This window comes from Pseudomonas sp. GW822-FHT03F04, assembly GCF_058801405.1.
In genome coordinates, this window is the sequence record NZ_JBXANF010000005.1 from 109,055 (window position 1) to 131,222 (window position 22,168).

At 62.2% G+C, this 22,168-nt stretch carries 26 protein-coding genes; 14 read left to right on the forward strand and 12 right to left on the reverse strand.

Annotated elements, in window-relative coordinates:
* Nucleotides 1-59: 59 nt before the first annotated feature.
* Nucleotides 60-1,391 (forward strand): aminotransferase-like domain-containing protein, encoded by a 1,332-nt coding sequence (locus AC1RMX_RS12925; RefSeq protein ID WP_096822621.1) that lies wholly within the window; start codon nucleotides 60-62, stop codon nucleotides 1,389-1,391.
* A gap of 71 nt (nucleotides 1,392-1,462) precedes the next feature.
* A complete protein-coding gene (locus AC1RMX_RS12930; RefSeq protein WP_096822620.1) occupies nucleotides 1,463-1,852 on the forward strand; it encodes a c-type cytochrome in 390 nt (129 codons plus the stop codon).
* A gap of 49 nt (nucleotides 1,853-1,901) precedes the next feature.
* Here AC1RMX_RS12930 and AC1RMX_RS12935 read toward each other — a convergent pair whose 3' ends face one another.
* Nucleotides 1,902-2,786 (reverse strand): LysR substrate-binding domain-containing protein, encoded by an 885-nt coding sequence (locus AC1RMX_RS12935; RefSeq protein WP_096822619.1) that lies wholly within the window; start codon nucleotides 2,784-2,786, stop codon nucleotides 1,902-1,904.
* 160 nt (nucleotides 2,787-2,946) lie between these two features.
* Here AC1RMX_RS12935 and AC1RMX_RS12940 point away from each other — a divergent pair, with 160 nt between their 5' ends.
* The 3 genes from AC1RMX_RS12940 to AC1RMX_RS12950 all read left to right on the forward strand — a co-directional run bounded on the left by AC1RMX_RS12940 (nucleotide 2,947) and on the right by AC1RMX_RS12950 (nucleotide 5,881).
* The gene (locus AC1RMX_RS12940) at nucleotides 2,947-4,248 is read left to right on the forward strand and encodes an NAD(P)/FAD-dependent oxidoreductase (RefSeq protein ID WP_493072140.1); all 1,302 of its coding nucleotides are present in this window, start codon (nucleotides 2,947-2,949) and stop codon (nucleotides 4,246-4,248) included.
* A 51-nt stretch (nucleotides 4,249-4,299) separates the two neighbouring features.
* On the forward strand, nucleotides 4,300-5,388 hold the full coding sequence (locus tag AC1RMX_RS12945; protein WP_096822617.1) for a polyamine ABC transporter substrate-binding protein: 1,089 nt from the start codon (nucleotides 4,300-4,302) through the stop codon (nucleotides 5,386-5,388).
* A gap of 157 nt (nucleotides 5,389-5,545) precedes the next feature.
* The gene (locus AC1RMX_RS12950; protein ID WP_493072142.1) at nucleotides 5,546-5,881 is read left to right on the forward strand and encodes a hypothetical protein; all 336 of its coding nucleotides are present in this window, start codon (nucleotides 5,546-5,548) and stop codon (nucleotides 5,879-5,881) included.
* Between the two features lie 72 nt (nucleotides 5,882-5,953).
* Here AC1RMX_RS12950 and AC1RMX_RS12955 read toward each other — a convergent pair whose 3' ends face one another.
* Both AC1RMX_RS12955 and AC1RMX_RS12960 read right to left on the reverse strand, forming a co-directional pair.
* On the reverse strand, nucleotides 5,954-6,394 hold the full coding sequence (locus AC1RMX_RS12955) for a phage infection protein (RefSeq protein ID WP_493072144.1): 441 nt from the start codon (nucleotides 6,392-6,394) through the stop codon (nucleotides 5,954-5,956).
* A 120-nt stretch (nucleotides 6,395-6,514) separates the two neighbouring features.
* Nucleotides 6,515-7,081 carry a chorismate mutase gene (locus tag AC1RMX_RS12960; RefSeq protein WP_493072146.1) on the reverse strand — a complete coding sequence of 189 codons (567 nt, stop codon included), beginning with the start codon at nucleotides 7,079-7,081 and terminating at the stop codon, nucleotides 6,515-6,517.
* Between the two features lie 127 nt (nucleotides 7,082-7,208).
* On the opposite strand from AC1RMX_RS12960, the gene AC1RMX_RS12965 reads away from it, so the two are divergent.
* The gene (locus AC1RMX_RS12965; RefSeq protein ID WP_493072148.1) at nucleotides 7,209-8,564 is read left to right on the forward strand and encodes an MATE family efflux transporter; all 1,356 of its coding nucleotides are present in this window, start codon (nucleotides 7,209-7,211) and stop codon (nucleotides 8,562-8,564) included.
* Between the two features lie 84 nt (nucleotides 8,565-8,648).
* On the opposite strand, the gene AC1RMX_RS12970 is transcribed toward AC1RMX_RS12965, so the two are convergent.
* Nucleotides 8,649-10,085: an amidase gene (locus AC1RMX_RS12970; protein ID WP_493072149.1), complete on the reverse strand. Its 1,437-nt coding sequence runs from the start codon at nucleotides 10,083-10,085 to the stop codon at nucleotides 8,649-8,651.
* 120 nt (nucleotides 10,086-10,205) lie between these two features.
* Here AC1RMX_RS12970 and AC1RMX_RS12975 point away from each other — a divergent pair, with 120 nt between their 5' ends.
* Nucleotides 10,206-11,111, forward strand: coding sequence for a LysR family transcriptional regulator (locus AC1RMX_RS12975; RefSeq protein ID WP_273540560.1), 906 nt, complete (start codon nucleotides 10,206-10,208; stop codon nucleotides 11,109-11,111).
* A gap of 54 nt (nucleotides 11,112-11,165) precedes the next feature.
* Complete coding sequence (locus AC1RMX_RS12980; RefSeq protein ID WP_493072151.1) at nucleotides 11,166-11,723, forward strand: YceI family protein; 558 nt, start codon at nucleotides 11,166-11,168, stop codon at nucleotides 11,721-11,723.
* 6 nt (nucleotides 11,724-11,729) lie between these two features.
* On the opposite strand, the gene AC1RMX_RS12985 is transcribed toward AC1RMX_RS12980, so the two are convergent.
* Together AC1RMX_RS12985 and AC1RMX_RS12990 are read right to left on the reverse strand one after the other, a co-directional pair.
* Entirely contained in the window at nucleotides 11,730-11,942 is a 213-nt protein-coding gene (locus tag AC1RMX_RS12985) for a YXWGXW repeat-containing protein (protein ID WP_096822609.1), read from the reverse strand.
* Nucleotides 11,943-11,984: 42 nt separating this feature from the next.
* Nucleotides 11,985-12,308: a YXWGXW repeat-containing protein gene (locus tag AC1RMX_RS12990; RefSeq protein WP_493072153.1), complete on the reverse strand. Its 324-nt coding sequence runs from the start codon at nucleotides 12,306-12,308 to the stop codon at nucleotides 11,985-11,987.
* 183 nt (nucleotides 12,309-12,491) lie between these two features.
* Here AC1RMX_RS12990 and AC1RMX_RS12995 point away from each other — a divergent pair, with 183 nt between their 5' ends.
* Complete coding sequence (locus AC1RMX_RS12995; protein ID WP_096822607.1) at nucleotides 12,492-13,178, forward strand: GNAT family N-acetyltransferase; 687 nt, start codon at nucleotides 12,492-12,494, stop codon at nucleotides 13,176-13,178.
* Nucleotides 13,179-13,250: 72 nt separating this feature from the next.
* Here AC1RMX_RS12995 and AC1RMX_RS13000 read toward each other — a convergent pair whose 3' ends face one another.
* Nucleotides 13,251-13,691, reverse strand: a complete 441-nt coding sequence (locus tag AC1RMX_RS13000) for a hotdog fold domain-containing protein (RefSeq protein WP_493072155.1) — start codon at nucleotides 13,689-13,691, stop codon at nucleotides 13,251-13,253.
* A gap of 163 nt (nucleotides 13,692-13,854) precedes the next feature.
* Here AC1RMX_RS13000 and AC1RMX_RS13005 point away from each other — a divergent pair, with 163 nt between their 5' ends.
* Nucleotides 13,855-14,481: a TetR/AcrR family transcriptional regulator gene (locus tag AC1RMX_RS13005; protein WP_096822654.1), complete on the forward strand. Its 627-nt coding sequence runs from the start codon at nucleotides 13,855-13,857 to the stop codon at nucleotides 14,479-14,481.
* A gap of 192 nt (nucleotides 14,482-14,673) precedes the next feature.
* Here the strand turns inward: AC1RMX_RS13005 and AC1RMX_RS13010 are convergent, their stop codons facing one another.
* Nucleotides 14,674-15,306: a TetR/AcrR family transcriptional regulator gene (locus AC1RMX_RS13010; RefSeq protein WP_493072157.1), complete on the reverse strand. Its 633-nt coding sequence runs from the start codon at nucleotides 15,304-15,306 to the stop codon at nucleotides 14,674-14,676.
* Between the two features lie 87 nt (nucleotides 15,307-15,393).
* Between AC1RMX_RS13010 and AC1RMX_RS13015 the strand changes: the two genes are divergently transcribed.
* Nucleotides 15,394-15,978, forward strand: a complete 585-nt coding sequence (locus AC1RMX_RS13015) for an NAD(P)H-dependent oxidoreductase (RefSeq protein ID WP_493072159.1) — start codon at nucleotides 15,394-15,396, stop codon at nucleotides 15,976-15,978.
* 18 nt (nucleotides 15,979-15,996) lie between these two features.
* Here the strand turns inward: AC1RMX_RS13015 and AC1RMX_RS13020 are convergent, their stop codons facing one another.
* Nucleotides 15,997-17,115: a DmpA family aminopeptidase gene (locus AC1RMX_RS13020; RefSeq protein ID WP_096822603.1), complete on the reverse strand. Its 1,119-nt coding sequence runs from the start codon at nucleotides 17,113-17,115 to the stop codon at nucleotides 15,997-15,999.
* A gap of 27 nt (nucleotides 17,116-17,142) precedes the next feature.
* Complete coding sequence (locus AC1RMX_RS13025) at nucleotides 17,143-18,246, reverse strand: polyamine ABC transporter substrate-binding protein (RefSeq protein ID WP_493072161.1); 1,104 nt, start codon at nucleotides 18,244-18,246, stop codon at nucleotides 17,143-17,145.
* Nucleotides 18,247-18,357: 111 nt separating this feature from the next.
* On the opposite strand from AC1RMX_RS13025, the gene AC1RMX_RS13030 reads away from it, so the two are divergent.
* A complete protein-coding gene (locus tag AC1RMX_RS13030; RefSeq protein WP_493072163.1) occupies nucleotides 18,358-19,131 on the forward strand; it encodes a helix-turn-helix transcriptional regulator in 774 nt (257 codons plus the stop codon).
* Between the two features lie 6 nt (nucleotides 19,132-19,137).
* On the opposite strand, the gene AC1RMX_RS13035 is transcribed toward AC1RMX_RS13030, so the two are convergent.
* A complete protein-coding gene (locus AC1RMX_RS13035) occupies nucleotides 19,138-20,079 on the reverse strand; it encodes a class I SAM-dependent methyltransferase (protein WP_493072165.1) in 942 nt (313 codons plus the stop codon).
* A gap of 188 nt (nucleotides 20,080-20,267) precedes the next feature.
* Here AC1RMX_RS13035 and AC1RMX_RS13040 point away from each other — a divergent pair, with 188 nt between their 5' ends.
* Both AC1RMX_RS13040 and AC1RMX_RS13045 read left to right on the forward strand, forming a co-directional pair.
* A complete protein-coding gene (locus AC1RMX_RS13040) occupies nucleotides 20,268-20,681 on the forward strand; it encodes a response regulator (RefSeq protein ID WP_096822599.1) in 414 nt (137 codons plus the stop codon).
* A gap of 63 nt (nucleotides 20,682-20,744) precedes the next feature.
* Entirely contained in the window at nucleotides 20,745-21,413 is a 669-nt protein-coding gene (locus tag AC1RMX_RS13045) for an HAD family hydrolase (RefSeq protein ID WP_096822598.1), read from the forward strand.
* Here the strand turns inward: AC1RMX_RS13045 and AC1RMX_RS13050 are convergent.
* Nucleotides 21,407-22,066 (reverse strand): methyltransferase family protein, encoded by a 660-nt coding sequence (locus AC1RMX_RS13050; protein ID WP_096822597.1) that lies wholly within the window; start codon nucleotides 22,064-22,066, stop codon nucleotides 21,407-21,409. The genes AC1RMX_RS13045 and AC1RMX_RS13050 overlap by 7 nt on opposite strands.
* Between the last annotated feature and the right edge of the window lie 102 nt (nucleotides 22,067-22,168).

The following is a 22,168-nucleotide window of genomic DNA, read 5'->3' on the forward strand; positions in this document are numbered from 1 at the left end:
GGCTCATCCTAGGGCTGAGAATCAGCACAATCAAAGAATTGTCATGGATACATCCCGACATGCCGCGCTCCCGTTACAAGACCCTCGTTGATACCTATGCCGCCGATATTCGCAGCGGTCGCCTGTTGCCCGGCACGCGGCTGCCGACCCACCGGCAACTGGCCGCCAGCGAAGGGCTGGCGCTGGTCACGGCGTCGCGGGTGTACGCGGAGCTTGAGGCGATGGGCCTGGTCAGCGGCGAAGCGGGGCGAGGTACGTTTGTGCGGGAGACGTCGCTGCCGCCGGGGCATAGCATCGATCAGAAAGACGTGGCGGTCGGCATGGTCGACCTCAATTTCAACTACCCGTCCTTGCCCGGTCAGGCCGAGTTGCTGCGAACGGCACTGCGGCAATTGGCGCTGTCCGGCGACCTCGAAGCGCTGCTGCGCTATCAACCCCACGCGGGTCGAGTACACGAGCGCGCCTCGGTCGCCCGGCATTTGCAAACCCGTGGCCTGAAGGTCGATGCCGAGCAAGTGCTGATCGTCAACGGCGCGCAACAGGGGCTGGCCGTCGCGCTGATGGCGTTGTTCAAACCCGGTGATGTCATTGCCGCCGATGCCTTGACCTATTCCGGCTTCAAGGTGCTGGCCGAAGCGTTGCACCTGGAAGTGGTGGCGATTCCGGTGACCGATCACGGGCCGGACTTGCCGGCGCTGGAGCGACTCTGCCGCAGCCGCTCGGTGCGTGCGGTGTACAGCATGCCGACCCTGCACAATCCGCTCGGCTGGGTCATGTCCCTTGATCAGCGCGAACAACTGGTGGCGATTGCCCGACAGCATGATCTGACGATCATCGAAGATGCGGCCTACGCCTTTCTGGTCGATAACCCGCCGCCACCGTTGGCCGATCTGGCAGCGGAGCGGACGATTTACGTCTCGGGGCTCTCGAAAAACATCGCCACCGGCCTGCGCGTCGGCTTCATCGCCGCGCCGCTGCAAACCGTCCCGGCCCTTGAACGCATCATCCGCGCCACCACCTGGAACACCCCCGGCGTCATGACCGCGATCGCCTGCAGCTGGCTCGACGACGGCACCGTCACGGTGCTCGAAGCGCAAAAACGTCACGACGCTCGGGCACGTCAGGTGCTGGCGGGCGAAATACTCAAAGACATCGAGCACATCGGCCATCCGTCCTCGTATTTCCTCTGGCTGCCATTGCCGGAGGACGCGCGCGCCGATCAGGTCGTGGTCGAGTTGATGCAGCAGCAGATTGCGGTATCGATCGCCGAACCGTTCGTGGTTTCGGCGCACGTCCCCCACGCGATCCGGATTGCCCTGGGGTCGGTGGACATGGATGTACTGCGTCAGGCGCTGATAAAAGTCCGCCAGGTGGTGGGTGCCTACCGCTAGCCGAAGCCCTTACGGATCGCCACAAAATGCTACCCTTGCGCCGCCCGATTTACGCCAGTCCGGAACCTGCAATGAAAAAACGCGCCTTACTGACTTTCGCCCTGATCCTCAACGCAGGCCTGCTCAGCACATCCACCCTGGCTGCAGGCGACGCCGAGGCCGGCGCCAAAATCTTCCCGCGTCTGTGCGGCGGTTGCCATCAGGTCGGCGAGTCCGCCCGTCCTGGATTCGGCCCGGAACTCAATGGCATCATCGGCCGCCCGGCCGGGACGTCGGCGAACTACGTGTATTCAGATGCCATGAAGAACTCCGGCGTGACCTGGAACCGTGAAACGCTGACGGCGTATCTGAAGGACCCGAAGGGTGTGGTGCCAGGAACGCGGATGATCTTCTGGGGGCTGAGTGATGAGGAGAAGATCGATAATCTGTTGGCGTATCTCCAGACCTTTTCCCAGCCATGAAGACCCTTTGCGGGAGTTGCGCAAAGCAGCTCCCGTGTGACGTCTGCGTTCAAACCTCGCGCTCGGCCTGCCCCGCAAACCACCCCATCACCACCCCACACGCCGGATGCGAAGCCGCCGACGGCTGCAAGCACAACGAGTAAATCCCCCCGGTTTTCAGCGGCTCCCCGAACGGCACCACCAGCACACCACGCTCGATGGATTCTGCCGCCAGCGTCATGTCCGTCACCGCCACACCCAATCCCCGCGCCGCCGCATCCAGTGCCAGTTCATCGAGGTTGAAGGGGATGTGCCGGTAATCCTCCAGCGGTTTGCCGTCGTTCGCGGCCAGCCATTCGATCCACGCCTGGCGATCTACCGAGCGATGCAGCAGCGGGAAGCGCAGCAACGCGTCCACTGAGCGCGGTGCTTCGGCCAGATTCGGGGCACACACCGGCACCAGCGTTTCCTGAAACAGCGTCAGGCAATCCGGATCGCTTGATGCTGTCGGTAAGTAAAGGATGTAGGCATCGCTGTCGCCGGTCGGTTCGACGACTTCGGTGGCGACGGTTTCGATGGCCAGCGAGACCTCGGGATGGCGCAGATAAAAGTCGCTGAGTTTGGGCAGCAACCAGCGCACCGCCAGCGACACGTGCATGCGAATGCGGAACGGACGTTTCTGCGGAGTGAGGCGTTCTTCGAGGGTTTTCAGTTGCTCGAAGATGCTTCGCGCGCTGGCCAGGACCTGCTCGCCTTCCGGGGTCAGGTGCAGGTTGCGGCTGGTGCGCACGAACAGCGCCACGTTGAAGTGACTTTCCAGTTGCTGGATCTGCCGGCTCACGGCGCTTTGGGTCAGGCACAACGTCTGCGCAGCCTGAGTGAAGCTGCCGCATCGAGCGACTTCGACCAGTGCCTGCATAGCTTGCAGGGAGGGGATGTGGCGAATTTTATCCATGCGTTTTCAGAATGGCTCGATGATTTCTTAGCGTTGGTGAGGCGTTTGAAGACCTTATAGATTCTAGCTCTGGCGGCTGTCTTCACAACACGGGCATGCGATTCACGCATGGCCATCAGAAGAAGGCAAGTCGCCGAACGACAGTCGAATGAGGTGATGCATGGACAATATCTGTGGCTGGATCGCGCAAGCCGGAAACTCCCCGGCACGCGGTCGCCTGAGCGGAGCGCAAAAAGCCGACTGGCTGGTGATCGGGGCAGGCATCACCGGGCTCAGCGCTGCGCATAACCTCGCGCAACTGCATCCCCAGGCGCGGATTGTGGTGGTGGATCGGCAATCGGCGGCGCAGGGCGCGTCGGCGCGCAACTCGGGTTTTGTCGTCGCCCATGAACACCCGGCCGACAGCGAACTGATCGGCGCCGCAGGTTTTGCCAGGTTTGAAGTCGACACGGCGATTTCCCGCGCCGCCAGCGAAGAAGTCCGCCAACGCATTGCCCGACACGCGATCGACTGCGACTTCCGCGACAGTGGGTATTTCTTTGCCGTGAACGACCCGGCCAAGCTCAATCAGGTCGACGCGAAACTGGCCACGCTGCGCGCCCTCGGTGCCCGCGCCGAGTTTCTGCAAGGCGAGGCGCTGAACCAGAAGCTCGGCACTCGCCACTATCAGGCCGCGATCTGGTGCGGCAATGGCAATGCGCTGCTGCAACCGGCCAAGTACGTGAAGGGCTTGCTCAATGCGCTCCCGGACAACGTCACGGTGTTCGAGAACACCGACATTTCCGGTCTTGAGCGTGTCGGCCAGGGGCGTCTACGCGCCCAAGGTGCCGAGGGCAGTATCGAGGCGAAGCAGGTGCTGGTGTGCCTCAACGCCTTCATTCCCCGCGTCGGCATCAACGACAGCGCCACGTTCCCGATGGAGTTGAGCGCCAGTCTTACGCGTCCGCTCACGGATCAGGAGTTCGCGGCCATCGGTTCGGTCGAGCCGTGGGGCGTGCTGTCGACCCGGCCGCTGGGCGCCACCGTGCGGTTGACCCCGGATCGCCGGGTGATGATTCGCAACACCGCCGAATACCGCACGCGGGACCTGTCCAACAGCGAGCTGGTCCTGCGGCGGCAACATCATGTGCGCGGTCTGCAACGGCGTTTTCCGTTCTTGGGCGAGCAAGACATTCGCTACACCTGGACGGGCCACCTGAGTGCGACCCGCAGCGGCCAGGCGTATTTCGACCGGGTTGAGGAGGGCGTTTTCGCCGTGGCCGGTTGCAACGGCTCGGGCGTGGCGCGCGGAACCCTGTGGGGACGGCTGTTGGCGGAGCTGGCGTCGGGCATCGACTCGCCCTTGCTGCAATCGGTGATGCAACGGGCCGAACCGGGCTGGCTGCCGCCGCGACCTTTCTTCGATATCGGTGCCATGCTTCGCATGCGCGTGGAGGCGGTCAGGGCCAGAACAGAAATCTGAAATTCCGCACATCCCACAAGAACAAAAGCCACTCAATTCAGGTGACAGAACATGCGCGTCAATACACTTTCCCTGGCGGTCTTGCTCGCAACGGCTTCGGCGGGCGCTCTTGCCGACGAAGCGGTCAACATTTCCAACTGGAACGGCTACATCGCCGACGACACCCTGGCCAACTTCACCAAAGACACCGGCATCAAGGCCATTTACGACATCCATGACAGCAATGAAGTGCTGGAATCGAAGTTGATGACCGGCAATACCGGTTACGACGTGGTCAGTCCGTCGAACCACTTTCTGTCGCGGCTGATCAAGGCCGGCGCCATCCAGAAACTCGACAAGTCGCAACTGCCGAACTGGAAGAACCTCGATCCGCAGTTGATGAAGAAACTCGAAGTCAACGACCCGGGCAATCAATACGGTTATCCGTACATGTGGGGCACCGCCGGCATCGGTTACAACGTCGAGAAGATCAAGGCGATCTTCGGCAACACGGACGTTACCCGCTCGTGGAAGATGTTCTTCGAAGAGGACAACATCAAGAAGTTGAGCCAGTGCGGCGTGGCAATCATCGACAACCCGACTCAGGTACTACCGATCACCCTCAACTACCTGGGCTTGCCGCCACACAGCCATGAACCGGCGGATTACAAAAAAGCCGAAGCGGCCTTGTTCAAGATTCGCCCTTACGTGCAGTACTTCCATGCGTCGAAGTACATCAGCGATCTGGCCAACGGTAACGTCTGTGCGGTCATCGGCTTTAATGGCGACGTGGTCCAGGCGGCCGCCAGTGCCAGGGAAGCGAAAAACGGTATCGATATCGCCTACTCGATCCCGGACGAAGGCACGACGTTGTGGTTCGACATGGTGGTCATGCCCAAGAACGCGCCCCACGAGAAGAACGGCTACACCTACATGAACTATCTGCTGGAACCCAAGGTGATCGCCAACATCAGCAACAGCATTCACTACGCCAACCCCAACGCGGCGGCCAATGAGTTCCTGACACCGGCGGTGAAACAGGATCTGGCGATCTATCCGCCTAAAGAGGTGATGGACAAATTGTTCACCGTGGAAGAGTTGCCGGCGGCGATTGCCCGGTTGACGACGCGGTTGTGGACCAAACTCAAGACCAACACTTGAAGTTGAAGAGGTAACGCTGTCGGCGATTAAACCGACAGCGTTACATGAAACACGCTTCATGAAATATTGTCAGGTTGATACCAATGTGCCACTGCCTCCAGTAAAGTGTGCGCCGCCCGAGAGATGGATCCCGGGCTTATACCCATGGAGTCTTGAAGTGAAATACCTCAGCAAAGTAGTCGCCGCCGCACTGTTCGGTGTGGTTCTGGCAGGTTGCACCGGCACCGCGATGAACACCAAACAATACGACAGCAGCCAATACACCGTGATTGGCCACAGCGAAGCGACCGCCACCGGCCTGCTGCTGTTCGGCATTATCCCGATCCAGCAAAACAGCCGCTTCGTCCGCGCCCAGACTGCTGCGATCAAAGCCCGTGGCGGCGACGCGATGATCAACACCCAAGTCCAGGAAAACTGGTTCTGGGCGTGGGTCCTGACCGGCTACACCACCAAGATCTCCGGTGACGTGGTCAAGCTGAAAACCGCTCAGTAAGCGGCGGTTGGATGTGAAAAAGCCCGGCTGATCAGGCCGGGCTTTTCTTTTTCTTGCGATTGGGCCGTCAAGTCATGCGACGCGGCGTTCCAGCAGACGATCCGAGCCACCCTCGGCAACACGGCGTTCCAGCAGACGATCCGAGCCACCTTCGGCAACGCGACGTTCTTGCAGACGATCCGAGCCACCTTCGGCAACTCGACGTTCCAGCAGACGATCCGAGCCACCTTCAGCAACGCGGCGTTCTTGCAGACGATCCGAACCACCTTCGGCAACTCGACGTTCTTGCAGACGATCCGAACCACCTTCAGCAACTCGACGTTCCAGCAGACGATCCGAGCCACCTTCGGCAACGCGGCGTTCTTGCAGACGATCCGAACCACCTTCTGCTACACGGTGTTCGATCAACCGATCCGAACCGCCTTCGGCGATCATGGTGTGAGCGGGTTTGGCTGCAAAAGCGTTGACTGCAAGAACCGAGAAAGCGATGCCGAGAAGGATTTGGCGTTTCATGATCGTGTGCTCCGGGGTGTTGTTTGGTATGGAGCCGATCTTACGCCCGGGATTTTTTATGAGAACTTCATTGACGTGATGGTGACTATCGACGCCAGCGATGGATGCCTGAGCCCCGGTTCACGGGGCTGTCGCGCGAACGCATAGCTCCCCGGTGGCGCGGGTCAGGGCCAGTTCGTGCAGCGCGTCATGAGTCAAACCGCTACGCGCCTTGGCCAGCCATACCGGGCAATTCGGGTCGTGACGGTAGGGCGTGAAGTCGGCGTATTGCCGCAACAGGCGGGACTGCAGCTCATCCAGGCGCGGCCGAATCTGTTTGCCCAGATCCGGGCGCGGTGTGTCAGGCGCGGCGCCCGTCGCCTGCCACTTCGCCAGCAAACCGTATTGCACCAGTTTGTTGGCTTCCATTTGCGCGGCGATCAACTGCGCCACGTCTTCTGGATCAAGCTTGCGTTCAGCTGCCAGCGTTCGCGCGTTGGCGATGACCTGGGCTTCGCGGGGACTGTCCTGGATCGGCTTGCCGCTGTCCCACTTGGTCAGGGCGACGAGATCGCCGATGTTCAGGCGTTCGTTCAGGGTGCTCAGCAGGCTTTGCAGCGATTGGGGCGCTGGCGTCGGGGCGGCGTTGGCTGTCGTCGCCAGAACGGCAAAAAGGGTAGAGGTCAGCAGGGTCGAGACGCGGGACATGGGATCGGTTCACTTCCATTTTGGGCAAGTGGTGGAGATTACGAAGTTTTAATGCAAACGGGTACGACCTGAAGCGCTTTGCATACCTTAGACTCTCCCCATCGCTCCCACCCGAGACGGACCCTCAATGCAAACCCCCGCCCAAAAACCCCTCTGGAAAACCTACCTGCTGTTCCTCGCCCCCATGGTGCTGTCGAACTTCCTGCAGTCGATGTCCGGCACGGTCAACAGCATCTACATCGGCCAGATGCTCGGCACTCAGGCGTTGGCGGCGGTGTCGGGGATGTTTCCGATCATCTTTTTCTTCATCGCGCTGGTGATCGGTCTGGGCGCCGGGGCCGGGGTGTTGATCGGCCAGGCGTGGGGCGCGCGTGAGTCGCATATGGTGAAGGCGATTGCCGGGGCGACGTTGTTGCTGGGGGTGTTGATCGGGTTGGTCGCGGCGGTGCTGGGCAGTGTGTTTGCGCGTCAGGTGTTGCAGGGGTTGGGGACGCCGGCTGATGTGCTGGACGATGCGGTGGCCTATGCCCGCGTGATGATGTGGACCTTGCCGTTTGTGCTGGTGTACGTGCTGTTCACCCAGTTGTTGCGCGGGGTGAGCGACACGCTGTCGCCGATGCTGGCTCTGCTGCTGTCGACTGTGGTCGGTCTGGCGCTGACCCCGGCGTTCATTCGCGGATGGCTGGGCTTGCCGCAACTGGGGATTCAGAGCGCGGCGTTCGCCGGGCTGGCCGGTACGCTGGCGGCGATGGCATGGCTGGCGTGGAGCCTGATCCGCAAGGGCCATCCACTGGCGCCGGACCGGGAGTTCTTCGGGGCGTTGCGGCTGGACGGCGAGATTCTCGGCAAGGTGTTGCGCATCGGTCTGCCGACCGGGGTGCAGATGATTGTGTTGTCGCTGTCGGAGCTGGTGATTCTGGCGCTGGTCAACCAGCACGGCTCCCAGGCGACGGCGGCGTATGGCGCGGTGACGCAGATCGTCAACTATGTGCAGTTTCCAGCGCTGTCGATTGCAATCACCGCGTCGATCCTCGGCGCCCAGGCGATTGGTGCCGGGCGGCTGGAACGGATGGGCCCGATCCTGCGCACCGGACTGTGGATCAATGTGTGCCTGACCGGTGGTTTGATCGTGCTCGGTTACCTGTTGTCGCACTGGCTGCTGGGGCTGTTCCTGACCGAGGACTCGACCCGGGCGATGGCCGAGCACTTGCTGCACATCATGCTGTGGAGCCTGTTGATCTTCGGTTTCCAGGCCATCATCGGCGGGATCATGCGTGCCAGCGGCACGGTGCTGGTACCCGTCGCGATCGCGATCATTTGCGTGGTCGGTGTGCAGTTGCCGGCGGCGTACTGGCTGGACGGGCAGTTTGGCTTGCAGGGCGTGTGGATGGCGTTCCCGGTGGCGTACCTCGGGATGCTGGTGCTGCAGACGCTGTACTACAAACTGGTCTGGCAGCATCAGAAGATCGAGCGGCTGGTTTGACGGATCGTGGGTGATCGAACGGCCCGATCCGCAAAGGGTTGTCCTGTGAGGGACAGCCCTTTTTTGTGGGCGACGGACGGAGTGTCAACGCGGATTGCCGACCCGAATCAGTGGCCGACGATGCTGCCACGGCAAGGCCTGTTCGAGTTGCCCGGCCAGGCGCAACAACAGGTCATCGGCGCCGAAGCGTGCGGCAAATTGCAGGCCTATCGGCAGGCCGTTGCCGGACATGCCCAGCGGCAGTGAAATTGCCGGGGTTCCCGCGACATTGAACACCGGCGTGAAGGGCGAATGCTCGAAGACCCGCGCCGTCCATTGCCACCCGTTCATGGTTTCGGCGCCTTGGTTGTAGGTGCCGATGGCCTGGGGCAGGTGCGGCAGGGTCGGGGTCAGCAGTACATCAATGTCCTCGAACCACCCAGCCACTTGACGGGCGATGGTGTTGCGCACCTCCAGCGCGGCGGCGAAGTCCGTGCCGCGCGATTGTTGGCCGAAGGCGTAGCAGGCGAGGGTGGCCGGTTCCAGGGAACTGCGATCGACGGGGCGCCGGGTTGCGGTGGCGAGGTGATCGATCCAGCGCACCAGGCTGGCACACCAGATATGCGCATTGGCTTCGACGAAGGCGTCCCACGACAGACCGAGCGGTGCCCGGACGGTTTCAACCTGATGGCCGAGGGATTGAAGTTCACGGGCAACACGAGCGGTGGCATCGGCGGTATCGGGATCGATGCTGGCCCCGTTCCACGGCGTGTCGAGCAAGCCGATGCGTAACCGCCCGGGATCGCGGCCGACCTGAGACAGAAAGCCTTCGGCCGGGGCCTCCGTGTAATAAGGATCTCCCGGCGCACAGCCCTGCACCACATCCATCAGTGCCGCGCTGTCGCGCACTGTCCGCGACAGGCCCAATTGCACGCCGAGCCCGGCAAACACTTCATCCATCAATGGCCCGTGGGAGCTGCGGCCGCGCGTCGGCTTGAGGCCCACCAGACCATTGAAGGCTGCCGGAACGCGGATCGATCCAGCCGCGTCGGTGGCATGGGCGATGGGTACGATGCCGGCGGCGACAGCCGCGCCGGCGCCACCGCTCGAGCCCCCAGCGGAAAGTTGCGGGTTCCACGGATTGCGGGTCGGGCCTTGCAGGAGGGAGTCGGTTTCGGTGCTGAACGCCATTTCCGGGGTGGTGGTGCGGCCGAGGGTGATGAGCCCGGCGGCGTTGATGCGTTGCATCAGCGTGGAATCGCTTTCTGCGACCAGACCCTGCGCGAGTCGGCTACCCAGTTCATTACGCCGTCCGGCCGCAGTGATCGCCAGGTCCTTGATCAGAAACGGCACCCCGGCCAGCGGGCCACTGCCGCTGGCAGCCGTCGGCGTCCAGTGTTCGATGATCGCGTTGATCGATGGGTTGACCTGCTGTATCGCTTCGATGGCCAGTGTGGCCAGCTCTTTGGCGTGGACTTCGCCGGACGCAACCAACTGCGCGAGGCCAATGCCATCGTGTTCGGCGTATTCGTTGAGATTCATGGGTATCACTCCGAGAGGGAGCGTCGATATTAGGTCGCAGGGTCTCAGGTGATTAGCCCATAATCGCGGCATGAAATGTGCCATGAGTGGCACAATCCATTGTCCTCAGGCAGGCCCGAAATGATCCGCGATTTGAACGACACGCTGGTGTTTGTCCGCGTGGTGCGCCTCGGCAGTTTCACCGCTGCCGCCCACGCCTTGCAGATTCCGAAAACCACGGTCAGCCGCCGGGTGCGCGAGCTGGAGCAGGCCATTGGTGTGCAACTGCTGCGCCGCACCACCCGCCAGTTGAGCCTGACCGAGGCGGGCGCGGTGTATTACGAGCAGTGCAAAACCATCGCCGACACCCTCGAACACGCCGAACGGGCCGTGCATCAATTGCGTGACGGGCCGCGTGGCTGGTTGCGGGTAACGGTACCGTTTTCATTCGGGGTGAGTTGGTTTGCACCGTTGCTGGCGGGGTTTCGTCAGGCGTACCCGGAAATCCGCCTGGAGATTCTGGCCTCCCACGTACCGATGGATCTGGTGGGCGAGGAGATCGACGTGGCGCTGCGGTTGGGAGCATTGCCGGACTCGAGCCTGATCGCCCGCCGGCTGGCGAGTTTCCCCACAGGTATTTACGCGGCCCCGGCATACCTCGCGCATCACGGTACGCCGCAAACTCCGGAAGAATTGCTTCACCATCAAACGTTGACGCTGCATCAGGCCCGGCGCGATGTCGGTTATGTCTGGCCGTTGCGTCGGGAAGGGGCGCGCCTGAGAGACTATCGAGTCGAGCCCACCATCCTCGCCAACGATCCGGCGCTGTTGCACGATGCGTTGCGGGCAGGCGAAGGGCTGAGTCTGGGAATGGACCTGAGCATGAAAGCCGATGTGCAGGCCGGACGCCTGATCCGGGTTCTGCCGGAGTGGATCGGCCCGCCGCAGGATCTCAACGCGGTCACGGCTCGCGAACATCTGCCATCGCCCAAGGTGACGGCGCTGATCGGTTACTTGAAGGCGCGCATGAACGGTGAAGTGGCATAACCGCCCGATGTTTGCTTAAGTCAGTCGAGGCCCACCGAGGCACCGGAGCATCCCATGTCGATTCGATTGTTGTTGGTTGCCGCGTGTTGCCTGATCGTCATGCCGGCGGCGCAGGCGGTGGAGTACACCCGGGTCAATACCACCGCCAGCCAGATCAGTTTCACCTATAACCAGATGGGCTCGCGGATGTACGGCACGTTCGGCAAGTTCGACGCGACGCTGGACTTCGACACCGAGCATCTGGGCCGCGCCCGCACTACGTTGCACATCGACCTCACCAGCATCGATGCCGGCAGCGAAGACGCCAACACGGAGCTGGTGAAACCGGCGTGGTTCGACACGCAAAAGTTTCCGACGGCGGTGTTCGAATCGACCCGTTTCAGTCGGGTCGATGAAAACCATTACCTGGTTGCCGGCCGACTCACGCTCAAAGGTGTCACCCGCGAGGTGCAGGTGCCGGTGCAGTTGAAACCCGATAGCAGCATCGGCATCTTCGACGGTGAACTCGTGCTCAAGCGCGACGCATTCGGCCTCGGTGCCGGGGAGTGGGCCGACACCGTGGTTTCGAACGACATTGCGATCAAGTTCAAGGTCGTTGCACCGGCGCAGTGACCGGCCTCAATACGCCCGCCAATGCCCCGGCACCCAGCGCCATTGGTTGCCGGCCCAGCGGTAATGACCGGCGACCCAGTGATAACCCGGCGCAGGCATTACCGGGACCACTTCGACGATCGGTGGTGGCCGGTGCGGGCGGACCGGTTCGACGACGCAGCCCGACAGAGTGATTGCCACGAGTGAGGCAGCGAGCAAGGTTTTCAGGGTTTTCGACATGACGATGTTCCTGGTGGGTAACGTGGGCGGGCAGGCGAGCAATCAACGCACCCAATGACCTTCAATCCAGTACCAGTTCGGCCCGCGGGCTTGCCAGTGGCCCGGTTTCCAGCGTGCGCCGTGACGCACCGGTTGCCAGTGGCCGGGCACCCACGCGTAGCCTCGGCCTTCCCAGCGCCAGTGGCCGCGATCCCAGGCATAGCCGGGCCGTGCACCGGGCATCGGTTCCATACGCATGGGTGGCGGGGCTTCACGGATGATGATTTCGGGCTGGGCAAACACCGGGGTACTGGCCAGCGCGGCCAGTGTCAGCGGCACCAGCAGCAGGGCTTTTCGCCATTTGAACAGGGAACGCAGAACGTTCATGACAACTCCTCAGGGCCTGCGTCGGGAAATGAACGCAGCTGAAGAATTGGACGCCAGATCGGCGAAAGATCCGTTCTCGGGCAGATGAAATTTTTGTCAGGCTTGCACAGGGTATGATGTCGCGGTTCGCCGGTCGCTCAACCCGCCCGGCAGCTTGTGTTTTACCGCCGGAGTCCACCCGCCATGCCCCGCATCACCCACTACAAATCCCCGTGCCCCGAGAGCGTCAACAGCCAGATCCTGCAAATGGTGGTCGACTACCTGACCGACATCAGCGCGATCGGTCTGGGCCCGAGCAACCTGCTGTACAACGTCTATCAGTACGCGGTCGGCTACGAGGTGCATTTGTATCTGGAGGCGTTGAACGGCGAGAAGGGCACCGAGGTGGAACTGCTGGTGGCCACCGACGACGAAGACCCGGAGCAGGTGATCGGCTTCCTGTTGTACTTGCCGGTGCAGGGCGATTGGGAGGCGTGCAACGTGGCGTATCTGGCGGTGCAGCAACCGTACCGTCGTCAGGGCGTGGCCCGGGCGTTGATCGCCGATATGCTGACGCGTTACCCCCATGCCGAGTTGACGTGCAGCGTGGGTAAAGTCCCGTATTTCGAGGCGCTGGGCTTTGAAGTGCTGGGCCAGTTGGAGACCCAGGTGCTGATGAGCACCCGGCATTACCGCAGCAACGGCTTGCGCGGTTTTATCGACACCACGCCGATCTACCGCTCGCTCGAAGTGCAGCAGATCCACACCTACCTCCTGCAAAAGCACGGCAAACGGGCGATGGTCGATGCCGAGAAACAGCGTGACCGGCATCTGGATCAAGTCACGCGCCATACCGAAGAATTTGTCCGCCAGCGTCTGACCGTTCACTGATCCTGCGTCTGGCGAACGGCAAAAAGCCCTTGTTGCGATGACAGCAACAAGGGCTTTTTTGTGCCTGGGATTTCAGGACAGCTTCACGTTCATGGTGATTCGCGCCGTGAACACCTTCTTGCCTTCGGCGTCGTGGATGTCCACCGGCACGATCTTGTCGCCTTCGGTCTGCCAGTCAAGCGCTTCGCCATTGGCCACGGCGGTTACATCGGATTTGGCCTTGGCCAGGTACTCGACGGTCATGCCTTTGGGAATCCAGCGTGCACCGGCGGGAATCGACACGTCGGTCATCATCCCGGCCGCCAGTTCGGCGGCGTTGCACATGGCAATGGCGTGCACGGTGCCGAGGTGGTTGGTGATCTCGCGGCGAAACGGCACCTGTACCGTCGCCGAACCTGCGCGCAGTTCGCTGACCAACGGATTGATGCTGCTGAAATACGGCGCGACCTGACAGGCCATCTGGCTGAACGCTTGGGGGCCGGCGCTGGTGAACATGCTGAGAAACTGACTCATGGTTAAGCCTCGCGATTAGGAGATTCACAGAATGATGTTCCGTAACAGAATATTGTTCTGTAACGGAACGGTATTCTGTCCGTGGGAAATCTGTCAACCTAGGCGCGTTTCGATTACCGGCACGGGCGTGCCTTTCAACCGGATTTACAAGGCCTTCAACCCCATGGACACCGCAGATCTACTCGAGCGCAGCTACCCCGGCCGCCGGGCCGAACTCAAGCGCGACATCTTTCGCAAGGCCTTGCGCCTGTTCAACGAACAGGGGATCGAGGCCACCACCATCGAAATGATCCGTGCCGAGTGCGACACCAGTGTCGGGGCGATCTATCACCATTTCGGCAACAAGGAAGGGCTGGTGGCCGCGTTGTTTTTCACCGCCCTGGAGGATCAGGCGCGCCTGCGCGATGCGTATCTGGCCGACGCGACGACCACCGAAGAGGGCGTGCAGGCGCTGGTCTTCAGCTATGTGGATTGGGTCGAGAACCAGCCGGAATGGGCGCGGTTCCAGTATCACGCGCGCTATGCCGTGACCCGGGGCCCCCACAAGGACGAACTGGCCGCCCGCAACAAGACGCGCAATCTCAGCCTGCGCACCTGGCTGAGCGAGCCCGGGCGCGCCGCCGAACTCAATGAGTGTCCCGCCGAGCTGCTGCCATCGCTGATCGTCGGTCAGGCGGACAGCTATTGCCGGGCATGGTTGTCCGGGCGGGTGAAGGGCAGTCCGAAGGCTTATCGCGAGTTACTGGCGCAGGCCACGTGGCGTTCGATCCGTCGCGAACCTGAAGACTGATTTTCAGAGACAAAAAAAGAGCCTCAAGACTCTTTGATAGGGAGGAGTAGAGCCCGTGAGGCTCAAGATGCGCGTGAAACAAAGTGCGGGCTTGATTGGGGTTCAGGGCACCTGCACCTACGCAGCGGTTTGGCGAACCAAGCGACTGCGTATCTCCATCCTAGGAAGGTACGGTGGCGGTCTCAAGTACCGTCAGTCACTTGCTTTTGCGGCGCTGGCGGCGGCCCTTTCGACCATCGCGGCGATCGTTGCAAACAGCTCGTCACGGGCCTGTGCGGCGCTGATTTCTCCGGTCGCCGCTGCTTGAGACAGCGCCTCGGCGCCGCCGAGCATGGCGCGTAATCCCGCCTGGGTAATGTCGCCACCCTCAGCGAAAGGCGACAGCACGCTGCGGCACTTCTCCAGGAAAATCGCCTCGTACTCGCGCTTGATCTTCTCCAGTTCCGGTGTGCTCGCCAGCGCGGCGATCACCCCGGGAATCTCGTTGCCCTGGGTCAGCACACAATCGACATACGCCGTGGCAATCACCGAGGCGGTGCCGCTCAACGTCGCCTCGCAATTGCCTAGCGCAATATCCATCAGCGCGGTCTGGCGCCTGTCGAAATCCTGATACAGCGCAGCCAGCAAGCCGGCGCGGGTGGTGAAGTGGTCGTAGACCACCGGTTTGGTCACGCCAGCCTTTTCCGCCAGATAACCCAGGGTCAGGGCATCGGTGCCTTCTTCGCGAATCAATTGCCAGGCCATGTCGAGCAACTGGCGCTGGCGGTCTTCCCGGGACAGGCGTCGACGGGGTTGTGCGGGTTCGGGGATTTCAGTGGTTGACATCGCTTATATACCAAACGTAACTTACGATTCGTAACTTACCAAGAGTATATAGCCCTTGGTCAGCATCCACCAACCGGAGATTTCCCCATGCACGCATTGATTGTTGTGGCTCATGACGACCCTCGTTCGCTGACCCATGCGCTGGCGCAGCAGATTGCCAAAGGCCTGTCGGAGAGCGATCCGTCCAACACCTTCGAAATCGCTGACCTGCACGCCGAGGAATTCGATCCGCGTTTTGGCGTGGCCGACTGGGCGGTGCATCACCGTGAATCCGCACCGCCAGCAGACGTCCTGGCCGAGCAGGCACGCATCGACCGCGCCGATGCGCTGGTGCTGGTGTATCCAGTGTTCTGGTGGTCGATGCCGGCGCTGCTCAAGGGCTGGATCGACCGGGTGTTCAGCAATGGCTGGGCGTTTGATTTCGACGGCGATTCGCCCCTGAAGAAGCTCGGACGACTGCATGTGCAACTGGTCGCACTCGGCGGGGCGGATGCACGTACCTACGAACGCCACGGCTACGGCGCGGCGATGAAGGCGCAGATCGATCACGGTATTTTCGATTATTGCGGGGCGATGGTGGCGGGCTCGGCGTTGTTGCTGGAGTCCGAGTTGCGCGACCCTGCGGTGCAACTGCAGGCGGCGCGCGAACTCGGACTTGGGTTGTTCCGCTAAAGGTCTTTGGGAACCGTTTCAGCGAGCGCCGGGCCAGCCTGCTTTATCCAGGGCGGCGAGCAGGGTCGCGGCATCCAGCCCCGGCACCGAATGCCCGTTGCCTTCGGTGCTGTCGCTGGCAAGCAGGGCGTTGATGATCGCTTCTTCAACCGCTTCGGTCGCCGCCAGAAACAGCTCGCTGATGTGGTCGTTGTTGACCATTCGCAAGCCGTCACAGGTCGACGCGCCTTTGCCTTCATAGGCGGCGGGCGGGATGTGGCCGTTGCCGGTGGCGAAGGCGATGAAAATGTCGCCGCTGTGGTCTTCGTTACCGCCGCCGGTACGCGCCAGGCCGAGGCTCGCCCGTTGCGCCAGTCGCGTGCATTGATGCGGCAACAGCGGCGCATCGGTGGCCAGGCACACCACGATCGAACCCATGCCCGGATGCGGTAGCGAGGCACGCAGGAACGGCGAATCCACCTGTTCCATGTAGCGCCCGACCGGGTAGCCGTCGACCCGCAACTCGCTGCGAATCCCATGGTTGGCCTGGACGATGGCGCCCACCGTCCAGCCACCCTGAGCCTTGCTCAATCGGCGCGATGCGGTGCCGATCCCGCCCTTGAATTCATGGCAGATCATGCCGCTGCCACCGCCCACCGCGCCTTCCTGCACGGGGCCATCGACTGCATTGCTCATGGCCTCGGCCACGTGTTCGGGTTTCACATGAAAGCCGTTGATGTCGTTGAGCAAACCATCGAAAGTTTCCAGCACCACCGGCATGTTCCAGTAGAGACGACCGTCGTCCGGTTGTTGCGCGCGATCCAGCTCGATCAAGGCATCGCGCACCACGCCTAGGCTGTGGGTGTTGGTGAAGGCGATCGGACTGGTCAGCAGGCCGGCTTCGCGAATCCATTCCAGCCCCGTCGCATCACCGTTGCCGTTGAGTACGTGAACGCCGGCAAAACACGGTTGTGCATTGGTCGAACCTGCGCGCGGCTCGATCAGGGTGACGCCAGTGCAGATGTCGCGTCCGGCGGCGCTTTGCCCCCGCACATTGCTGTGGCCGACCCGCACGCCGGGTACGTCGGTGATGGCATTGAGCGGGCCGGGCTGCAGCTGGCCGATGCGGATAGGGAGATCGCGGGCTCTTGGTTTCATGGTGTTTTCTTCTCTGTTCATTTTTGATTATTGGCCGTTCTTGACCTTGCTCCAGACCCGCGTGCGCACCCGTTCGGTGGCTTTGGGCAGGGGCTCGAGGGTGAACAGCGTGGCCATCGCCGTGGCGGACGGGTACACCGCCGGGTTGTCGCGGGTGGCTTCGGCGACCAGCGCGGTGGCGGCGCGGTTGCCGTTGGGGTAGGAGAGGTGATCGCTGACCGGCGCAATCACCTCGGGCCGCAGCAGGTAGTCGATGAACGCCAGGCCCTGGGTCGGATGCGGCGCGTCCTTGAGCAGCACCAGCGTGTCGAACCACACCGGCGCGCCTTCCTTCGGCAGGCTGTACTGGATCTTCACGCCGTTACCGGCCTGCTCGGCGTTGGTCTTGGCTTCGAGCATCGCGCCGGACCAGCCGACCGCCACGCAGATGTTGCCGTTGGACAGATCGCTGATGAATTTCGAGGAGTTGAAGTAGGCGATGTGCGGGCGCAGTTTCAGCAGCAGCGCTTCGGCTTTCTGATAGTCCTCGGCGTTGGTGCTGTTCGGCGGCAATCCAAGATAGTGCAACGCGACCGGGAGCATTTCCGACGGCGAATCGAGCATCGCCACGCCGCACTCGCCGAGCTTGGCCAGGTTTTCTTCCTTGAACACCAGATCCCAGGAATCTACCGGCGCCTTGTCGCCCAGCACGGCGCGCACTTTGTCGACGTTGTAGCCGATGCCATTGGTGCCCCACAGATACGGCACGGCGTACTGGTTGCCGGGATCGTTATTGGCCAGTTTGTTCAGCAGATCGTTGTCGAGATTCTTCCAGCCCGGCAGTTGATTGCGGGGCAGCGGGGCGAGGGCGCCGGCCTTGATCAGGGTCGGCAGGCTGAAATTGCTTGCCACCACCACGTCGTAGCCGCTGTGGCTGGTCATCAGTTTGCCTTCCAGCACTTCGGCGCTGTCGAAGGTGTCGTAGACCGGTTCGATGCCGCTGTCGCGCTTGAAATCATGCAGGGTGTTCGGGCCGATGTAGTCGTACCAGTTGTAGACATGCACGCTCGGCGCATCGGCCGCTTGCGCGGTCAGTGCGACGGACACGACGCCCGCCAGGCCCAGGTTGATATACCCACGATGACAACGCATGATGCGGCACTCCTGGCCTGCGGCAGGCCGGTAATGAACAGGAGTGGTCAGCCTATCGGGCAGGCCGCACCAGACCCATTCCCATCATGGGTTACTCAAAAGGGGTAGAGCGTGGACGCGTTGCTGCAGGAATTGCCGGTGCATCAGAGCCTGTCGCGGGTATTCGCCAGCATCGGCCAGGACGGTTTCTGGCGGGCGCTGGTCGATACCTTGCGGCTGCTGGTGCCGCTGGACAATGCGCTGGTGGCGGTGATGCAGACGGGGCACCCGCCGCAATTGCTGATCGATGTCGACAGCCAGGGCCGCGCCGAGGAGCAGGAAGAACTGGCCGGTTACTGTGCCGGCATGTACTTGCTCGATCCGTTCTATCAGGCCGCGTGCGCCGGGATCGCTGACGGTTTGCACAGCCTGGCGTCCGTGGCACCGGACCAGTTTCTGCACAGCGAGTACTACCTGAGCTACTTCCGCTCCGTGGTCGGCGCGGATGAACTGCAATTCATGGTCAACACCGATGACGGTGTGCTCGGATTGTCGATGGGCCGGGCCAAGGCGTTCAGTTTGCAGGAGCAAGGGCGCCTGCTGTGTGTGCGGGACTGGGTGTTGTCAGCGATGCGCCGGCATGTGCAGTTGCTGCCGCCGCAAGGTGCGGTGGTCGAGGCGCCGGTCGGCGATCTGGCGGCGCTGCTGGACCGTTTCGACGCGCGGCTGACCGCGCGCGAAATCGATACGGCGCGCCTGATTCTCCAGGGCTTCTCGAGCAAGGCCATCGCCCAGCACATGAACATTTCGCCGGAGACGGTGAAGGTGCATCGGCGCAACCTCTATCACAAGCTCAACGTCACCGGGCATGGCGAGTTGTTTGCGCTGGTGTTGCGCCCGCGCTGAGCAGGGTCAGTCGATCTGCTTGAACAGCAGCGCCTTCAGACCGCTTTCCGGGTCGACGTCCGGAAACTCCGGCGGGTTTTCCAGCCGCTGCTCGAAACGCAGGCTCGGCGCCTCTTGGGTCACGCCATCGATCAGGAAATCCGAACCGAACGCCGGATCGTTCATGCAGGCCAGCACCGTGCCCTGGGCCGTCAGCAGTTCCGGGAGGCGGCGCAGTACGCGCTGGTAATCCTTGGTCAGCAGGAAACTGCCTTTCTGGAACGACGGCGGGTCGATGATCACCAGATCATACGGGCCGCTGTTGATGACCTTGCCCCAGGACTTGAACAGGTCGTGGCCGAGAAAACTCACCTTGCTCAGGTCATGCCCGTTCAGGCGGTGATTGTCGCGGCCGCGGCTCAGCGCCGCGCGGGACATGTCGAGGTTGACCACATGGCTGGCGCCGCCCTCGATGGCTGCCACCGAGAAACCGCAGGTGTAGGCGAACAGGTTCAGCACCCGTTTGCCGGCAGACTGCTCGCGCACCCAGTTGCGTCCGTAGCGCATGTCGAGGAACAGCCCGGCGTTCTGCTTGCGGCCCAGATCCACGCGGTATTTCAGCCCGCCCTCGACGATGGTCATCTCGTCGATTTCTTCGCCCAGCAGCCATTCGGCGGTGCTTTGCGGCAGGTAGCGATGCTGGATCAACAGGGTGTGAGCGCCGGATTGCTGCCATGGCGCTGAACCGGTGATCTCCAGCAACAGACGCTTGAGGTCTTCCAGTTGCGAAGCCTCGGGTTCCTTGAACAGCGACACCAGCACCACGCCTTGCAGCCAGTCGACGGTGAGCTGTTCCAGCCCCGGCCAGCAGCGCCCACGGCCATGGAACAGACGCCGGGTTTCGGCCGGTGCCGAAGTCAGCGCGGTGAGCAGGTGGGCGTGGAGAACGGCGAGGGCTTCAGGGTTCATCAATCGGGATCGGCAAGCAAAAGGGCGCGCATTTTAACCGCAATTACGGGTCGGCGACTGCCCGTTGACCGGGTGTTATCGAAAAGACCTGTATCAAAAATGAATTTCTGTAGAAGGCGCTGCTCATACCAGATAAGCAGCGGGATCAAGCCGCTAAATCGTTCATGCAATTCAGGGAGTGCCAGTTCATGTGTCCAATTCCGACGGCGAGCGCGCACCTTCCTGGCGGGTTGATTCTGGTAGTCGAGGATGACCCGTTGATTCTGGAGTTTTTGTGCGAAATTCTTCAGGAGGAAGGTTTCAAGGTCGAGCCGCAGACCAGTGCCGATGCGGCGTCGCGATACCTGGAAGAGCACGCGCCGGAAGTCGCGCTGCTGCTCACCGACATCACCATGCCCGGCACCCTCAATGGCGCGGACCTGGCCAATCTGGTCGGCGAGCGCTGGCCGGAAAAACCGGTGATGGTCATGTCCGGTTATGAAACGCCGGAGACCTCCGGCGTCCGCCATCCAGTGGCCTTCATCAAGAAACCCTGGGCCATCGGCCAGTTGCTCGATTGCGTGGACGACGCATTCAAATCCAAGGCGCCGCGTCTGCACTGAAGCCTTCGGCAGATGCTACATTGCCGGGCACATTTGCCCGGCTCTGCCTAAGGATGCGATCCCTTGTCTGCTCACGATGCTGTTTTCAATCGCGCGTTCGGCGCGTTCCTGTTCGACATGGACGGCACCGTCCTCAACTCCATCGCCGCCGCCGAGCGGATCTGGGCGGCCTGGGCCGAGCGTCATGGCGTGGATGTCGAGACCTTCCTGCCGACCATCCACGGCGTGCGCGCCATCGACACCATCACTCGTCTGAACCTGCCGGGCGTGGACGCCGAGGCGCAAGCGGCGTTCATTACCGAGGCGGAAATTGAAGACGTCGAAGGGATTGTCGAGATTCCCGGTGCGGCGGCGTTTCTCAAGTCGTTGCCGGCAGATCGCTGGGCCATGGTGACCTCGGCGCCACGGGATCTGGCGTTGCGGCGAATGGCGGCGGCGGGGATTCCCGAGCCTGCGGTGATGATCACGGCTGAAGACGTGACGGCGGGCAAACCTGACCCGGCCGGCTATCGACTGGCCGCCAAACGTCTGGGACTGGAACCGGCCGATTGCCTGATTTTCGAAGACGCGACTGTCGGTATTCAGGCGGCGGAAGCGGCCGGTGCGCCGTTGATGATCATCACCGCGACTCACCAGCATCCGATTGAAACCTCACACGCGACCATCGCCAGTTACCGCGACGTTGCGCTGAGCATCGACAACAACGGCCAGTTACGCCTGCAACCTCAGTAAACGCCCGGCAACAACCGCCAGCTGCGCGCGCAATAGGCATCGTATTCGGCGCCGAACTGGGTGCGCAGCAGGGCTTCTTCTGAATGGATGCGGGCAATCAGCGGGATCAGCGTCAGCGCCGCCAGCAGGATCCCGACGACCGAACGAAACGCCAGTGCCCAGCCCAGCGCATTGACCACCAGCCCCAGATAGCTGGGGTTGCGCAGGTGCGTGTAGATGCCTTCGGTGACCAGTCGATGTCCCGGCTGAATCGCCACCAATCCGCTGAAACGGTGGCCTAGAACGAACACCGGCCACAGGCGCAAGGCACCGCCAGCGATGAACAACAACGCCCCCAGCCAACGGGTGCCTTCGCGGCCAACGGTCCAGAAACCGATGCGGTCGCAGTAAGCCGGCAGAAAAGCACTGACCAGCCCGATCACGCCGAACGCCGGAATCACCCAGCGATTGGCCCGGTCCTCGCGTTCGCCCGAACTCAGGTTCACCTCGCTGAACAGCGACACCACCACCATCGCCAGCGTCGCCAGCGCCACCACCACCAGCGCGCCGTGGGAAAAGAACACCGCCACGCCACCAATGCCCCACATCGCCAGCCCCAGGTAGGCGAGAGTGGCGATTACCGCGACGACGGTCATTTGCGCTGACATTTTCATAGGCACCTCACGGCTGTTCCGTTCAGTGTAGATCGCTGCACGATCCCCGGCGTTTACCGTCGAGGGGGCAGGGTGAACTAAGCTTCAGACAGGGACGTTTCG

Coding starts and splice junctions, on each gene's coding strand:
- AC1RMX_RS12925 (WP_096822621.1), top strand. CDS start 60: ATGCCGCGCTCCCGTTACAAGACCCTCGTTGATACCTATGCCGCCGAT.
- AC1RMX_RS12930 (WP_096822620.1), top strand. CDS start 1,463: ATGAAAAAACGCGCCTTACTGACTTTCGCCCTGATCCTCAACGCAGGC.
- AC1RMX_RS12935 (WP_096822619.1), bottom strand. CDS start 2,786: ATGGATAAAATTCGCCACATCCCCTCCCTGCAAGCTATGCAGGCACTG.
- AC1RMX_RS12940 (WP_493072140.1), top strand. CDS start 2,947: ATGGACAATATCTGTGGCTGGATCGCGCAAGCCGGAAACTCCCCGGCA.
- AC1RMX_RS12945 (WP_096822617.1), top strand. CDS start 4,300: ATGCGCGTCAATACACTTTCCCTGGCGGTCTTGCTCGCAACGGCTTCG.
- AC1RMX_RS12955 (WP_493072144.1), bottom strand. CDS start 6,394: ATGAAACGCCAAATCCTTCTCGGCATCGCTTTCTCGGTTCTTGCAGTC.
- AC1RMX_RS12960 (WP_493072146.1), bottom strand. CDS start 7,081: ATGTCCCGCGTCTCGACCCTGCTGACCTCTACCCTTTTTGCCGTTCTG.
- AC1RMX_RS12965 (WP_493072148.1), top strand. CDS start 7,209: ATGCAAACCCCCGCCCAAAAACCCCTCTGGAAAACCTACCTGCTGTTC.
- AC1RMX_RS12970 (WP_493072149.1), bottom strand. CDS start 10,085: ATGAATCTCAACGAATACGCCGAACACGATGGCATTGGCCTCGCGCAG.
- AC1RMX_RS12975 (WP_273540560.1), top strand. CDS start 10,206: ATGATCCGCGATTTGAACGACACGCTGGTGTTTGTCCGCGTGGTGCGC.
- AC1RMX_RS12980 (WP_493072151.1), top strand. CDS start 11,166: ATGTCGATTCGATTGTTGTTGGTTGCCGCGTGTTGCCTGATCGTCATG.
- AC1RMX_RS12985 (WP_096822609.1), bottom strand. CDS start 11,942: ATGTCGAAAACCCTGAAAACCTTGCTCGCTGCCTCACTCGTGGCAATC.
- AC1RMX_RS12990 (WP_493072153.1), bottom strand. CDS start 12,308: ATGAACGTTCTGCGTTCCCTGTTCAAATGGCGAAAAGCCCTGCTGCTG.
- AC1RMX_RS12995 (WP_096822607.1), top strand. CDS start 12,492: ATGCCCCGCATCACCCACTACAAATCCCCGTGCCCCGAGAGCGTCAAC.
- AC1RMX_RS13000 (WP_493072155.1), bottom strand. CDS start 13,691: ATGAGTCAGTTTCTCAGCATGTTCACCAGCGCCGGCCCCCAAGCGTTC.
- AC1RMX_RS13005 (WP_096822654.1), top strand. CDS start 13,855: ATGGACACCGCAGATCTACTCGAGCGCAGCTACCCCGGCCGCCGGGCC.
- AC1RMX_RS13010 (WP_493072157.1), bottom strand. CDS start 15,306: ATGTCAACCACTGAAATCCCCGAACCCGCACAACCCCGTCGACGCCTG.
- AC1RMX_RS13015 (WP_493072159.1), top strand. CDS start 15,394: ATGCACGCATTGATTGTTGTGGCTCATGACGACCCTCGTTCGCTGACC.
- AC1RMX_RS13020 (WP_096822603.1), bottom strand. CDS start 17,115: ATGAAACCAAGAGCCCGCGATCTCCCTATCCGCATCGGCCAGCTGCAG.
- AC1RMX_RS13025 (WP_493072161.1), bottom strand. CDS start 18,246: ATGCGTTGTCATCGTGGGTATATCAACCTGGGCCTGGCGGGCGTCGTG.
- AC1RMX_RS13035 (WP_493072165.1), bottom strand. CDS start 20,079: ATGAACCCTGAAGCCCTCGCCGTTCTCCACGCCCACCTGCTCACCGCG.
- AC1RMX_RS13040 (WP_096822599.1), top strand. CDS start 20,268: ATGTGTCCAATTCCGACGGCGAGCGCGCACCTTCCTGGCGGGTTGATT.
- AC1RMX_RS13050 (WP_096822597.1), bottom strand. CDS start 22,066: ATGAAAATGTCAGCGCAAATGACCGTCGTCGCGGTAATCGCCACTCTC.